Origin of the sequence: Stenotrophomonas sp. Sm10, from assembly GCF_030985515.1 — a bacterium.
In the GTDB taxonomy this organism is placed as follows: domain Bacteria; phylum Pseudomonadota; class Gammaproteobacteria; order Xanthomonadales; family Xanthomonadaceae; genus Stenotrophomonas; species Stenotrophomonas hibiscicola.
Map to the genome: position 1 here is coordinate 1 of NZ_JAPTFO010000095.1, position 12,832 is coordinate 12,832.

Genomic DNA, 12,832 nt, shown 5'->3' on the forward strand with positions numbered 1-12,832 from the left:
GCACTCCAGAGCATAGCCGAGTTCATGAGGTTGCCGGCCAGCGGCCGGCACTACCCCTTCAGAGTGCCCCCGCCTTTCCGGCCGGGGGCACAGGGGGATCAGTCGACGCTGATCCCGGCCAGGCGCTGCAGCGCCTCGGCGTACTTGGCGCGGGTGCGCTCGATGATCTCGGCCGGGATGGTCGGGCCCGGGGCGGTCTTGCCCCAGTCCAGCGTCTCCAGGTAATCGCGCACGAACTGCTTGTCGTAGCTCGGCGGGCTGGTACCCACTTCGTACTCGTCGGCCGGCCAGTAACGCGAGGAATCCGGCGTCAGCATCTCGTCCATGATGTACAGGCGGCCATCGGCGTCGGTACCGAACTCGAACTTGGTATCGGCGAGGAGGATGCCGCGTTCGCGGGCGTAATCGGCGGCGAACTTGTAGATGCGCAGGGTGGCGTCGCGCACGCGCTCGGCCAGGTCCGCACCGACCTGCTTCACCATCGCGTCGAAATCGATGTTCTCGTCGTGGTCGCCGACGGCGGCCTTGGTCGAGGGGGTGAAGATCGGCTCGGGCAGCTGCTCGGCCTGGCGCAGGCCGTCGGGCAGATCGATGCCGCTGACCTTGCCGGTGCGCTGGTAATCCTTCCAGCCGCTGCCGATCAGGTAGCCGCGGGCGATCGCTTCCACCGGCACCGGCTTCAGCTTGCGGGTGACCACCGCGCGCTTGGCATACAGGGCCGGGTCCACGCCTTCGGGCAGCACGCTGGCCACGTCGATGCCGGTCAGGTGGTTGGGCATCAGGTGCGCGGTCTTGGCGAACCAGAAGTTGGAGACCTGGCAGAGCATCTCGCCCTTGCCCGGGATCGGGTCGGGCAGGACCACGTCGAACGCCGACAGGCGATCGGTGGCCACCATCAGCAGGTAGTCGCCCGGCGGGGTCCCTGCAGGCAGCCGCTCGCGCGGGATATCGAACACATCACGCACCTTGCCGCGATGGCGCAAGGGCAGGCCGGGGAGATCGGATTGCAACAGCGTGGTTGGCACGGGCACTCCTGGGGCGTTGTCGATACGGCTGCCCAGCGGACCCGGCGGGCCCGCTGACCAGCGGGCGGCCTAGTGTAAAGCGGTCCGGGCCCGCTGTGACGTAAAATGAGCATCCATTTCGCCGGTCGACCCTGGGGCGCCATGCGCTGGTACGGAAAACTGCTCGGTTTCATCGCCGGGGCCCTGCTGTTCCGGCCCAATCCGCTGTTCGGCGCGGTAGTCGGCCTGTTGATCGGCCATGCCTTTGATTCGGACTGGTTCCGCCTGAACAAGGAGAACCCGTACCGGGAGCTGGGGCTGACCTCCGAGGCCACCGATGCCGAGATCGAGCGCGCCTACCGCAAGCTGATCTCGCAGTACCACCCCGACAAGCTTGGCGGCGCCGCCCCCGAGCTGCAGCAGCAGGCCGAGCAGAAGTCGCGGCGGATCAATGCCGCCTACGACCGCATCAAGACCCTGCGCAAGCGCTGATCCGACAGTCCCGCCTGCGGGCGGGAGAATCCTTTCCCCGTTCCGAAGGCCCCGGCCATGTCCAACTGCCTCATCGCCCCGTCCATTCTCTCTGCCAACTTCGCCCGCCTCGGCGAGGAAGTCGACAACGTCCTCGCTGCCGGTGCGGACTGGGTCCACTTCGACGTGATGGACAACCACTACGTGCCGAACCTGACCATCGGCCCGATGGTCTGCCAGGCCCTGCGCAAGCACGGCGTCACCGCGCCGATCGACGTGCACCTGATGGTCGAGCCGGTGGACCGCATCATCCCGGACTTCGCCGAGGCCGGTGCCACCTACATCAGCTTCCATCCGGAGGCGAGCCGCCACGTGCACCGCACCATCCAGCTGATCCGCTCGCTGGGCTGCAAGCCGGGCATCGTGCTCAATCCGGCCACCCCGGTGGACATCCTCGACTGGGTGCTGGATGACCTGGACCTGGTGCTGCTGATGTCGGTCAACCCGGGCTTCGGCGGCCAGGCCTTCATCCCCTCGGCGCTGGACAAGCTGAAGGTGGTGCGCAAGATGATCGATGCCAGCGGCAAGGACATCCGCCTGGAGATCGACGGTGGCGTGAAAGCCGACAACATCGGTGAGATCGCCGCCGCCGGCGCTGACACCTTCGTTGCCGGTTCGGCCATCTTCAACGCCAGGACCAGCTACCAGGACGTGATCGCGCAGATGCGCGCGAACGTTGCTGCGGCAAGGGGCTGAGCCATGGGTACGGTGGCCGTGTTGAACATCCGCCCGGCCACCGTGGCCGACGCTGGCCTGATCCTGCGCTTCATCCGCGAACTGGCCATCTACGAGAAGGCCGAGCATTCGGTGCAGACCGATGAGATCGGTATTGCCGAAAGCCTGTTCGGTGCCGATGCGACTGCCCGCGCGTTGATCTGCGAAGCCGACGGTGAGGCCATCGGCTATGCGGTGTATTTCTACAACTACTCCACCTGGCTGGGCCGCAAGGGCATCTACCTGGAAGACCTGTACATCAGCCCGGAGAAGCGCGGCGGCGGCGCCGGCAAGGCACTGCTGAAGTACATCGCCCGCCAGGCCGTGGCCGAAGGCTGCGGTCGTTTCGAATGGTCGGTGCTGGACTGGAACACCCCGGCCATCGAGTTCTACACCGCCGCCGGCGCAAAGCCGCAGGACGAGTGGACCGTGTACCGGCTGCAGGGCCAGGCGCTGCACGATTTCGCCAACGGTTGACGTGAAATGCATCCACGCATGGCGTGGATCTACGGCCGGCAAAAAAAAGGCCACGCCAATCACTGGCGTGGCCTCGCTGCATGCGTGGGAGGCTGATCCTGCCTCCATCCGTCGTCCCTGCTATGGCCTTCCATTCTCCAGCAGCTGAATGACACCTGCGTGACATTCACTGCGGGCAAACAGTGCATTGCTAGCCTGTGCCGCCCTGATCTGGAAGTACCGCATGACCACCCCGCGCTGGCGCCTGATCCTCAACGGCAAATCGGCTGGCAACGATGAACTGCGCGACGCCGTGGGCCATTGGCGCGGGCAGGGCGTGCAGCTGGAGGTGCGGGTGACCTGGGAAGACGGTGACGCCGAACGCTACGTTTCCGAGGCCATCAATCATGGCGTGGACGTGATCGTGGCGGCCGGTGGCGATGGCACGCTCAGCGCGGTGGCCGAGACGCTGGCCCATCGTGAGGAACCGGCGGAAGCGCTGCCTTCGCTGGCGTTGATTCCGATGGGGACCGCCAACGACTTCGCCACGTCGGCAGGCATTCCCACTGAGCCCGGCGATGCCCTCGCGCTGATCGGCCAGGTGCCGGCACGGTCCATCGACCTGTTGCGCGTGGATGCCGATGGCACGCCCTGGTGGTGCGCCAATCTCGCCAGCGGTGGCTTCGGCACGCAGGTGACGGTGGAGACCGATGCCGGCCTGAAGAAGATGCTGGGCGGGCTGGCCTATGTGATCACCGGCATCGCCAAGCTGGGCCGCATCGAGCCGATCACCGCGCGGCTGTCCGGCCCGGATTTCGCGTGGGAAGGCGACTTCATCGCCCTGGGCATCGGCAATGGCCGGCAGGCCGGCGGTGGCCAGCAGTTGTGCCCGCAGGCCATGATCGACGATGGGCTGCTGGATGTCACCGTGCTTCCGGAACTGGAGGGTGAGGTCACCGCCACGCTCGGCCAGATGCTGAAGTCGGGCACCCAGGCGGCGCTGGAACAGCTGGCCACGCGTGCGCGGCTGCCGTGGCTGCAGGTGGAGTCCGAGCGCCCGTTGACCCTCAACCTGGACGGCGAACCAGTCCAGGCCCGCCAGTTCCGCATCGAGTGCGTGCCGGGCAGGGTGCGCATGCACCTGCCGGTCGGTTGCCCGTTGCTGGCGGGGTAGGCGGGGTAGAGTCGACTGTTAGTCGACTTACGCGTGTAGCGCCGGTTTTACCGTCGGGACGAAGAGCAGTCGACTAACAGTCGACTCCACCGGTTCCCGCGCCGGTCCCCCACCGGTCCCCGCCATGAGCCCTGTGCTTTCCCGTGGTTCAGTTTCCCAGGGTTCCCCTCCCGCCCCGGCTGCGATACAGTCAGGGGGTGTCCAGCCTGACGACCCCGCATACCCTTTCTTCCGCACGCCGTTGGTGGCGATGGTGGCCCGTTGCCGTCGTCCGCCCCCATAACGCTGTGTCCCGGAAGGAAAGTCGTCTTGAACTCGCACGCTCAGTTTCAGCAGCAGGCCGCTGAAGGCCACACCCACATTCCCGTCGTCCGTGAAGTGCTGTCCGACCTGGACACGCCGCTTTCGGTCTATCTGAAGCTCGCCGACGGCCCCAATACCTACCTGTTTGAATCCGTCGAAGGCGGCGAGCGCTTTGGTCGTTACTCGATCATCGGCCTGCCGGCGCGTCGCGTGTACGCCTTCCATGGCCACACGCTGACTGTGCGCGAAGACGGCCAGGTGGCGGACACCCGCGAAGTGGCCGACCCGTTCGCCGAAGTCGAGGCGCTGCGCAGCGCCCACTCGGTGCCGAAGCTGGAAGGCCTGCCGGGCTTCACCGGTGGCCTGGTCGGCTGGTTCGGTTTCGAGTGCATCGGCTACATCGAGCCGCGCCTGGCCCCGCCGGCCGGCCGCGATGAGCTGGGCACGCCGGACATCCTGCTGCTGGATTCCAACGAGCTGGCGGTGTTCGACAATCTCAAGGGCCGGCTGTACCTGATCGTGCACGCCGACCCACGGGTCGAGGGCGCCTTCGAGCAGGCCCAGGCACGCCTGGATGCGCTGACTGCCAAGCTGCGCGCGCCCGGCGCCGGTTATCCCGCACCGCTCAACAGCGACGTGCTGGACGAGTCCGACTTCGTCTCCGGCTTCACCCGCGAAGGCTTCGTCGATGCGGTCCAGCGCAGCAAGGAATACATCCGCGCCGGTGACATCTTCCAGGTGGTGCTCAGCCAGCGCCTGAGCGTGCCGTTCAAGGCGCGCCCGGTGGATGTGTACCGCGCGCTGCGTGCGCTGAACCCGTCGCCGTACATGTACTTCCTGGATGTCGGCGACCTGCAGGTGGTCGGTTCATCGCCGGAAATCCTGGTACGCCTTCAGGACGGCGAAGTCACCGTGCGCCCGATCGCCGGCACCCGCCCGCGTGGCGCCACGCCCGAGCTGGACCTGGCGCTGGAAGCCGAGCTGCTGGCCGATCCGAAGGAACGCGCCGAGCACCTGATGCTGATCGACCTGGGCCGCAACGATGCCGGCCGCGTCTCGAAGGCAGGTACCGTGGAGGTGGGCGAGCAGTTCGTGATCGAACGCTACAGCCACGTGATGCACATCGTCAGCGAAGTGACCGGGCAGCTGCAGCCGGGCCTGAGCTATGCCGACGTGCTGCGTGCCACCTTCCCGGCCGGCACGGTCAGCGGCGCGCCGAAGATCCGCGCGCTGGAAGTGATCCGCGAGCTGGAACCGATCAAGCGCAATGTCTACGCCGGCAGCATCGGCTACATCGGCTGGCACGGCGATGCCGATACCGCGATCGCGATCCGCACCGCGGTGATCAAGGACGGCCGCCTGTACGTGCAGGCCGGCGCCGGCATCGTCTACGACTCGGACCCGGACAAGGAATGGGATGAGACGATGAACAAGGGCCGCGCGCTGTTCCGCGCCGTCGCCCAGGCCGCCAAGGGCCTGTGATCCTCCCCGTGCCGTGGCCTGCGCCGCGGCACCTTCCGCTGTTCTCATTCAAGACAAGGAGTACCGCATGAAGCTGCTGAGCGCATTGCTGTGGTCGTCACTGCTGGCCACGATGGCCCCGTCTGCGTGGGCGCAGGCCAACACGATTCCCTCGCAGCCGCACCTGCTGGTGAAGGGGCAGGGCAGCCGCACGGTGATGCCGGACCGGTTCGGCCTGCAGTTGAACATCGAAGAGACCGACATGGACGCCGACGCCGCGCGCCGCCGCGTGCAGGACAACGTTGCCCGCGTGCTGGCACTGTTCAAGCAGCACAAGGCGGTGGACGGCAGCGTGCGTGCGGACAACCTGCGGATCGGCCCGGCCACGCGCTATGAGCAGAACCGGCAGGTCTTCATCGGTACCCGCGTATCGCGCCAGCTGCGTGCCAGCTTCGCCAGCGTGAAGGCGATGCAGGATGTGCTGGGGGCGTTGAAGGCCAACGAGAACGTACAGGTGAGCAGCCTGGCGCCGACCTATTCGGGCGAAGTGGCGCTGCGCCGCGAACTCAAGGGCGAGGCAGCGGCCCAGACCCGCGAGTCCGCGCAGGGCCTGGCCAAGGCCTATGGAACAAGAGTGCGTGGCCTGTACAGCATCTCCGATGTGGCGCCGGACTTCGCCTACGGCATCCGGGCCGGGCAATGGCCGCAGCAGGGCGAGGACGGCGGGGACCTCGACAGGATCTCGGTGACCGGCAGCTACGCGCCCGCCTCCGCGCCCGCGCCCGCTGAGCCCGAATCCATTGAAGCCGGCCCCATCACCTACACCGAAAACGTGTACGCCATTTTCCTGATAAGCGACGGAACCTGACCATGTTGTGGATGATCGACAACTACGACAGCTTCACCTACAACCTCGTGCAGTACCTGCAGACGCTGGGCGCCGAAGTGAAGGTGGTGCGCAACGATGCGATGAGCGTGGACGAGATCGCCGCGCAGAAGCCCGAGCGCATCGTCATTTCGCCCGGCCCGTGCACCCCCAACGAAGCGGGCGTGTCGCTGGAGCTGATCGAACGCCTGGGCCCGACCACGCCGATCCTCGGCGTGTGCCTGGGCCACCAGGGCATCGGCCAGGTCTACGGCGGCACCGTCATCCGCGCCGGCAACATCATGCACGGCAAGACCTCGCCGATCCGCCATGAAGGCAAGGGCGTGTTCGCCGGCCTGCCGGACCGCTACCAGGCCACCCGCTACCACTCGCTGGTGGTGGACAAGAACAGTCTGCCCGACTGCCTGGAAGTGACCGCCTGGACCGAGAACGAGGACGGCTCGATCGAAGAGATCATGGGCCTGCGCCACCGCCAGTTCCCGGTGGAAGGCGTGCAGTTCCACCCCGAATCCATCCTCACCGAACACGGCCACGCGCTGCTGCGCAATTTCCTCCAGCGCCCGGCGGCCTGATCCAAGGAGCATACCCATGAGCTTCTCCCCCCAGGAAGCCCTGCATCGCACCATCGAGCACCGCGAAATCTTCTTCGACGAAATGGTCGACCTGATGCGGCAGATCATGCGCGGCGATGTGTCTCCGATGATGACCGCCGCGATCCTCACCGGCCTGCGCGTGAAGAAGGAGACCGTGGACGAAATCGCCGCGGCGGCCACCGTGATGCGTGAATTCGCCCGGCCAGTGCCGGTGGCCGATACCTCCAACCTGGTTGATATCGTCGGTACCGGTGGCGATGGCTCGCACACCTTCAACATCTCCACCTGCTCGATGTTCGTCGCGGCCGCCGCCGGCGCGCGCGTGGCCAAGCATGGCAATCGCAGCGTGTCGTCCAAGTCCGGCAGTGCCGATGCGCTGGAAGCGCTGGGCGCGGTGATCGAACTGCAGCCGGATCAGGTGGCCGCGGCCATCGAGCGGACCGGCATCGGCTTCATGTTTGCGCCGATCCATCATCCGTCGATGAAGGTGGTCGCGCCGGTACGCCGCGAGATGGGCGTGCGCACCATCTTCAACATCCTCGGCCCGCTGACCAATCCGGCCAGCGCGCCGTCTGTGCTGATGGGCGTGTTCCATCCCGATCTGGTGGGCATCCAGGCCCGCGTGCTGCGCGAACTGGGCACCGAGCGCGCGATGGTGGTCTGGGGCCGCGACAACATGGACGAGATCTCGCTGGGGGCGGGCACCCTGGTGGGCGAGCTGCGCGACGGCAAGGTCCGCGAGTACGAGATCCACCCGGAAGACTTCGGCATCGCCATGTCGGCCAGCCGCAACCTGCGCGTGGACGGCCCGGAACAGTCCATCCAGATGCTGCGCGCGGTGCTGGACAACGAGCCGGGCCCGGCGCTGGACATCGTGGCGCTCAATGCCGGTGCCGCCCTGTACGTTGCCGGCGTGGCCAGCGATATCGGCGATGGCCTGGCCCGTGCCCGTGCCGCCATCGCCAATGGCAGCGCCCGCCAGCGCCTGCAGCAGTATGTGGAAACCACCCGCGCGCTGGTTGCCTGAGCGCGCGGTTCAGCCTGACCCCGTCGATGGCCCGATAATGGCCGTCCTCACCGCCCCCGCACCGACCCGAAGACGATGAGCGACATCCTGCAGACGATCCTGGCCCGCAAGGCCGAAGAAGTGGCCCAGCGCCGCGCCCAGCGCCCGCTCGAGGAGCTTCAGGCCGCCGCGGCCAGCGCCCCGCCGGTACGCGGCTTCGTGCGCGCGCTGCAGGCGGCGGTGGCCAATGGCGACCCGGCGGTGATCGCCGAGGTGAAGAAGGCCAGCCCGTCCAAGGGTGTGATCCGCCCGGACTTCCGCCCGGCCGACATCGCCGTCAGCTACGAATTCGGCGGTGCCAGCTGCCTGTCGGTGCTGACCGACGTGGACTTCTTCCAGGGTGCCGACGCCTACCTGCAGCAGGCCCGCGAGGCCTGCACGCTGCCGGTGCTGCGCAAGGACTTCGTGATCGACGCCTACCAGGTGTACGAAGCGCGCGTGCTGGGCGCCGACTGCATCCTGCTGATCGTGGCCGCGCTGGACGACACCCAGCTGGCCACCTTGTCCGAACTGGCGCTGTCGCTGGGCATGGACGTGCTGGTGGAAGTGCACGACATCGACGAACTGGAGCGTGCGCTGCAGGTGCCGGCACCGATGATCGGCATCAACAACCGCAACCTGCGCACCTTCGAGGTGTCGCTGCAGACCACGCTGGACATGCAGCAGGCCGTGCCGCGCGACCGCCTGCTGGTCACCGAGAGTGGCATCCTGGGGCCGCAGGACGTGGCGCTGATGCGTGATGCCGGCATCCACGCGTTCCTGGTGGGCGAGGCCTTCATGCGCGTGGAAGAGCCGGGCGAGGGCCTGCGTCAGCTATTCTTCGCGGCATGAAAACGCACTATCCGACGCCGCGCGAGGATGCGCCGCTGGTGGTCTTCGACTTCGACCACACCCTCTACGACGGCGATTCGGGCACCCATCTGTTCGCCTCGCTGATCAGGCGCAACCCGTTGCGCATGCTGGCGGCGCTGCTGGTCACGCCGATCGCCGGGCCGATGGTGGCGCTGCTGCCGACCCGTCGTGCCGGCATTTCGGTCTACGTGTGGATCGGCAGTTTCGGCCTGCACCGTGCGCGCGATTTCAACAAGGTGATCGACGCCTATGTGCTGCGCAACGAGGCGCAGATGCGCGCCAAGCTGCTGCCGCAGGCGCTGGAGGTGTTCGCCGCGCACCGGGCCAAGGGCGACCGCGTGGTGGTTGCCACAGGTGCGCCGCCGGAGCTTGCACGCGCGATCCTGGCCTTCGTGGCCCATCAGGATGTGCCGGTGATCGGTACCGAGGTCGGCCCACGGCTGGGCGGCGTCGGTCCAACCCGTCACTGCCACAACGAAGAGAAAATGCGCATGCTGCGCGAGCGCGGCTACGGCGATATTGATATCGCCTACTCCGACAGCACCGCCGACCTGCCGCTGCTGCTGGCGGCCAAGGCACCGGTGGTGGTGAACCCGAAGCCGGGCCGGGTGGCGTTCTTCCGCCGCGTGCTGCCCGCCGGCACCCGCATCCTCAACTGGGGCTGCGTGGACCGTGGTGGCGACAAGGCCTGATCCAAGGGTCAGATCCCCGAAGGGGCTCTGACCCCATCTCACGGTGAATGATCCGCCGGGCCATGCCCGGCAAGCGCTCAGCGGCCCAGATGCCCGTACACCGCGTGGCCGATCTGGAACAGGCTGATGCCCAGCACCAGCACGCCCACGGCCACCAGCACCCAGCGCTCCTTCACCCGCTTGACCAGGATCGCCGCCACCGGCGCTGCCATCATGCCGCCGATCAGCAGGCCGGCGACGATCTGCAGGTGCTGCACGCCCATCGACAACAGGAAGGTCGCTGACACCGTCAACGTGACCACGAACTCGGCTGCGTTGACTGTTCCGATGGTGGTGCGCGCCTGGCCGCCGCGGGCGAGCAGGGTGGACGTGGCGATGGGCCCCCAGCCACCGCCGCCGCTGGCGTCGAGCAGGCCGGCGAAGAAGCCCAGCACCGGCACCCGGCGGATCTCGCCCTTGGGCATCCAGCGCCCAGCGGCGCGGGCCAGGATGATGATCGCCAGCACCAGCAGGTACAGGTAGATCAGTGGCCGAATGATCTCGCCGGGGAGCTGCGTGAGCACGTACGCGCCCAGGGCGCCGCCCACTGCGCCGGGCAGGGCCAGGCGCAGGAACAGGCGCTTATCGACATTTCCGGCTGCGAGGTGCGACACCCCCGAGGCGCCCGTGGTGAACACTTCAGCGGTGTGGATGCTGGCGCTGACCTGCGCCGGCGGCAGGCCCATGCTCAGCATCACCGACGAGGACACCAGGCCGAACGCCATGCCCAGCGCGCCGTCGACCAGCTGTGCGCCCAGGCCGATGAGGATGAACCACCAGAATTCGCTGCTCAGCTCCATGCACCGAGCCTAGCGCGCCAGGGAGTGCGGACCAAGGTCCGCACCCACCGGGTGCTCAACGGTCAACGGGTGCCGTACAGCACCACGGTCTTGCCGCGGGCATGCAGCAGGCCGTCGGTCTGCAGTTTCTTCAGCACGCGGCCGGCCATCTCGCGCGAGCAGCCGACCAGGCGCGCCAGCTCCTGGCGCGATACACGCAGCTGGCTGCCTTGCGGATGGCTCATCGCCTCCGGTTCCTGCGCCAGGTCGTGCAGGGTGCGCACGATCCGGTCTGTCACGTCCAGGAACGCCAGGCGGCTGGCCTTGCGGCTGGTGTCGAGCAGGCGCTTGGAAATCTGCTGGCCCAGCGCATACAGCAGGCGCGGGGCATCGGCCGACAGCGGGCCGAGGAACAGCTGATGCAGGCGCTCGTAGCTGATTTCGGCCAGCTCGCAGGCGGTACGGGTCCGCAGGATCACCTCGCGGCGGTCCGATTCGACGAACAGACCCATCTCGCCGACGAATTCGCCGGCACCAAAGTAGCCCAGCACCAGCTCGCGATCGTCATCTTCCTCGGCCATGATCGAAACCGAGCCGCTGATGACGTAATACAGGGTTCCCGCCGGGTCCCCGGGCCGGAAGACGTCGGTACGGGTGGGGTATCGCCGCCTGTGGCTGTGCGCCAGGAAACGATCGATTGTGGCGATATCCAGGGCCAGTGGACTGCTAGCTAGGCGCACGGTTGACACGATAGGAGCGCTCCCTCTGCGCATGAACGGATTCACGGGGTCGATAGCGGAGCTTAACCAGCGCAATTGTTAAGGGCAAACAGTGTGCCAGATGTGAGCGCTCTTCACGTTCCCCCCGGGGGCAGTTTGCCCCATAATTCCCCCTTTCCCTTCTTACACAGGAATCGACCGCCGTGGTCAAGCCGTTGCCTCGCCTGAGGCTGCAGGGTTTCAACAACCTCACCAAGGCGCTGAGCTTCAACATCTATGACGTGTGTTACGCGCGCACCGAAGAGGAGCGTCAGCGTTACATTGAATACATCGATGAAGAGTACAACGCCGACAGGCTGACTCAGATCTTGACCGATGTCGCCGAGATCATCGGCGCCAACATCCTGAACGTGGCCCGCCAGGACTACGACCCGCAGGGTGCCTCGGTGACCATCCTGATCTCCGAAGAACCGGTGATCGACAAGAAGCTGGCCGGCAAGGAGCTGATCTCCGACGCCGTGGTCGCGCACATGGACAAGAGCCACATCACGGTCCATACCTACCCGGAGACCCATCCGCAGGAAGGTATCGCGACGTTCCGCGCGGACATCGACGTGGCCACCTGTGGCGTCATTTCCCCGCTGAAGGCCCTGAACTACCTGATCGAGAGCCTGGAATCGGACATCGTGATCATGGACTACCGCGTCCGTGGCTTCACCCGTGATGTGAAGGGCAAGAAGCACTTCATCGACCACAAGATCAACTCGATCCAGAACTTCCTGGCCAAGAACATCAAGTCGCGTTACGAGATGTTCGACGTCAACGTCTACCAGGAAAACATCTTCCACACGAAGATGCACCTGAAGGACTTCGACTTGGACCAGTACCTGTTCGAGGAAAAGGCCAGGAACCTGTCGTTCAAGGAGCGCATGAAGATCGAGGCGCTGCTCAAGCGCGAGATCGAAGAGTTGTTCCACGGCCGGAACCTGTCCGAGTAAGCCCCATGTGCGATGCCCGCAGGCATCGCCACCCAGGCGGGACGACCCGCCCCATGGAACTGGCGTCGCACGCGCGATTGGCTCCATGGTGATGTACCGACCCACGGCCCGGTGTGAAAACACGGGGCCGTTTCGTTTTTTCCCCAAAAGGTAAGGAGCCCCCACCCATGCCCTGGATCTACCTGCTGCTGGCCGGCCTGTTCGAGATCGGTTTCGCCCTCGGAATGAAGTACTCCGAAGGCTTCAGCAAACCCCTGCCCACCGTTGCCACGGTGGTGTCCGCCCTGATCAGCCTGTACCTGATGAGCCAGGCGATGAAGAGCATCCCGGTCGGCACGGCCTATGCGATCTGGACCGGCATCGGTGCCATGGGCGTGGCGGTGCTGGGCATCTACCTGTTCAACGACAGCGCATCGCCGGCCCGCCTGGCCTGCGTGGGCCTGATCGTAGCCGGCGTGATCGGCCTGAAGCTGGTCTCGCCCAACTGATTGATGGCCCGACCAACGGTCGGGCCCCACCGTCGGCCCCCCCGCACCTCCTGGTAGGCCCGCGCCGTTGGTGCGGG

Annotated in this window: 15 protein-coding genes; 12 read left to right on the forward strand and 3 right to left on the reverse strand. The window is 66.5% G+C overall.

Annotated features, from left to right (window positions below):
• Positions 1 to 98: 98 nt before the first annotated feature.
• Positions 99 to 1,025 (reverse strand): phosphoribosylaminoimidazolesuccinocarboxamide synthase, encoded by a 927-nt coding sequence (locus tag O0J15_RS18540; protein WP_021202666.1) that lies wholly within the window; start codon positions 1,023 to 1,025, stop codon positions 99 to 101.
• 141 nt (positions 1,026 to 1,166) lie between these two features.
• On the opposite strand from O0J15_RS18540, the gene O0J15_RS18545 reads away from it, so the two are divergent.
• The 10 genes from O0J15_RS18545 (at position 1,167) to O0J15_RS18590 (ending at position 9,732) form a co-directional block, all read left to right on the forward strand.
• Positions 1,167 to 1,496, forward strand: coding sequence for a DnaJ family molecular chaperone (locus O0J15_RS18545; RefSeq protein ID WP_008265098.1), 330 nt, complete (start codon positions 1,167 to 1,169; stop codon positions 1,494 to 1,496).
• A gap of 57 nt (positions 1,497 to 1,553) precedes the next feature.
• Positions 1,554 to 2,231, forward strand: coding sequence for a ribulose-phosphate 3-epimerase (rpe, locus tag O0J15_RS18550; RefSeq protein ID WP_019661514.1), 678 nt, complete (start codon positions 1,554 to 1,556; stop codon positions 2,229 to 2,231).
• A 12-nt stretch (positions 2,232 to 2,243) separates the two neighbouring features.
• Positions 2,244 to 2,726, forward strand: a complete 483-nt coding sequence (locus O0J15_RS18555) for a GNAT family N-acetyltransferase (protein ID WP_026347198.1) — start codon at positions 2,244 to 2,246, stop codon at positions 2,724 to 2,726.
• Positions 2,727 to 2,949: 223 nt separating this feature from the next.
• Complete coding sequence (gene yegS, locus O0J15_RS18560; protein ID WP_308306099.1) at positions 2,950 to 3,879, forward strand: lipid kinase YegS; 930 nt, start codon at positions 2,950 to 2,952, stop codon at positions 3,877 to 3,879.
• A gap of 309 nt (positions 3,880 to 4,188) precedes the next feature.
• Positions 4,189 to 5,664, forward strand: a complete 1,476-nt coding sequence (gene trpE, locus O0J15_RS18565; protein WP_134735175.1) for an anthranilate synthase component I — start codon at positions 4,189 to 4,191, stop codon at positions 5,662 to 5,664.
• 67 nt (positions 5,665 to 5,731) lie between these two features.
• The gene (locus O0J15_RS18570) at positions 5,732 to 6,511 is read left to right on the forward strand and encodes an SIMPL domain-containing protein (RefSeq protein ID WP_021202668.1); all 780 of its coding nucleotides are present in this window, start codon (positions 5,732 to 5,734) and stop codon (positions 6,509 to 6,511) included.
• A 2-nt stretch (positions 6,512 to 6,513) separates the two neighbouring features.
• Positions 6,514 to 7,101, forward strand: coding sequence for an aminodeoxychorismate/anthranilate synthase component II (locus tag O0J15_RS18575; RefSeq protein WP_071305950.1), 588 nt, complete (start codon positions 6,514 to 6,516; stop codon positions 7,099 to 7,101).
• A 16-nt stretch (positions 7,102 to 7,117) separates the two neighbouring features.
• The gene (gene trpD, locus O0J15_RS18580; protein WP_111113252.1) at positions 7,118 to 8,149 is read left to right on the forward strand and encodes an anthranilate phosphoribosyltransferase; all 1,032 of its coding nucleotides are present in this window, start codon (positions 7,118 to 7,120) and stop codon (positions 8,147 to 8,149) included.
• A 75-nt stretch (positions 8,150 to 8,224) separates the two neighbouring features.
• Positions 8,225 to 9,019, forward strand: coding sequence for an indole-3-glycerol phosphate synthase TrpC (trpC, locus tag O0J15_RS18585; RefSeq protein WP_019661507.1), 795 nt, complete (start codon positions 8,225 to 8,227; stop codon positions 9,017 to 9,019).
• Entirely contained in the window at positions 9,016 to 9,732 is a 717-nt protein-coding gene (locus tag O0J15_RS18590) for a haloacid dehalogenase-like hydrolase (RefSeq protein ID WP_134732073.1), read from the forward strand. The genes trpC and O0J15_RS18590 overlap by 4 nt, the downstream gene beginning before the upstream one ends.
• Before the next feature lie 77 nt (positions 9,733 to 9,809).
• Here the strand turns inward: O0J15_RS18590 and O0J15_RS18595 are convergent, their stop codons facing one another.
• Together O0J15_RS18595 and crp are read right to left on the reverse strand one after the other, a co-directional pair.
• Positions 9,810 to 10,571, reverse strand: a complete 762-nt coding sequence (locus tag O0J15_RS18595; protein WP_019661505.1) for a sulfite exporter TauE/SafE family protein — start codon at positions 10,569 to 10,571, stop codon at positions 9,810 to 9,812.
• A 62-nt stretch (positions 10,572 to 10,633) separates the two neighbouring features.
• Complete coding sequence (gene crp, locus O0J15_RS18600; protein WP_010482649.1) at positions 10,634 to 11,323, reverse strand: cAMP-activated global transcriptional regulator CRP; 690 nt, start codon at positions 11,321 to 11,323, stop codon at positions 10,634 to 10,636.
• Between the two features lie 149 nt (positions 11,324 to 11,472).
• On the opposite strand from crp, the gene speD reads away from it, so the two are divergent.
• Together speD and sugE are read left to right on the forward strand one after the other, a co-directional pair.
• Positions 11,473 to 12,267, forward strand: coding sequence for an adenosylmethionine decarboxylase (gene speD, locus O0J15_RS18605; RefSeq protein ID WP_019661504.1), 795 nt, complete (start codon positions 11,473 to 11,475; stop codon positions 12,265 to 12,267).
• Positions 12,268 to 12,434: 167 nt separating this feature from the next.
• Positions 12,435 to 12,755, forward strand: a complete 321-nt coding sequence (gene sugE / locus O0J15_RS18610) for a quaternary ammonium compound efflux SMR transporter SugE (RefSeq protein ID WP_005419816.1) — start codon at positions 12,435 to 12,437, stop codon at positions 12,753 to 12,755.
• The last annotated feature ends 77 nt before the right edge of the window (positions 12,756 to 12,832 follow it).

Coding starts and splice junctions, on each gene's coding strand:
- sugE (WP_005419816.1), top strand. CDS start 12,435: ATGCCCTGGATCTACCTGCTGCTGGCCGGCCTGTTCGAGATCGGTTTC.
- crp (WP_010482649.1), bottom strand. CDS start 11,323: ATGCGCAGAGGGAGCGCTCCTATCGTGTCAACCGTGCGCCTAGCTAGC.
- O0J15_RS18570 (WP_021202668.1), top strand. CDS start 5,732: ATGAAGCTGCTGAGCGCATTGCTGTGGTCGTCACTGCTGGCCACGATG.
- O0J15_RS18575 (WP_071305950.1), top strand. CDS start 6,514: ATGTTGTGGATGATCGACAACTACGACAGCTTCACCTACAACCTCGTG.
- O0J15_RS18595 (WP_019661505.1), bottom strand. CDS start 10,571: ATGGAGCTGAGCAGCGAATTCTGGTGGTTCATCCTCATCGGCCTGGGC.
- trpD (WP_111113252.1), top strand. CDS start 7,118: ATGAGCTTCTCCCCCCAGGAAGCCCTGCATCGCACCATCGAGCACCGC.
- O0J15_RS18590 (WP_134732073.1), top strand. CDS start 9,016: ATGAAAACGCACTATCCGACGCCGCGCGAGGATGCGCCGCTGGTGGTC.
- O0J15_RS18545 (WP_008265098.1), top strand. CDS start 1,167: ATGCGCTGGTACGGAAAACTGCTCGGTTTCATCGCCGGGGCCCTGCTG.
- yegS (WP_308306099.1), top strand. CDS start 2,950: ATGACCACCCCGCGCTGGCGCCTGATCCTCAACGGCAAATCGGCTGGC.
- rpe (WP_019661514.1), top strand. CDS start 1,554: ATGTCCAACTGCCTCATCGCCCCGTCCATTCTCTCTGCCAACTTCGCC.
- trpC (WP_019661507.1), top strand. CDS start 8,225: ATGAGCGACATCCTGCAGACGATCCTGGCCCGCAAGGCCGAAGAAGTG.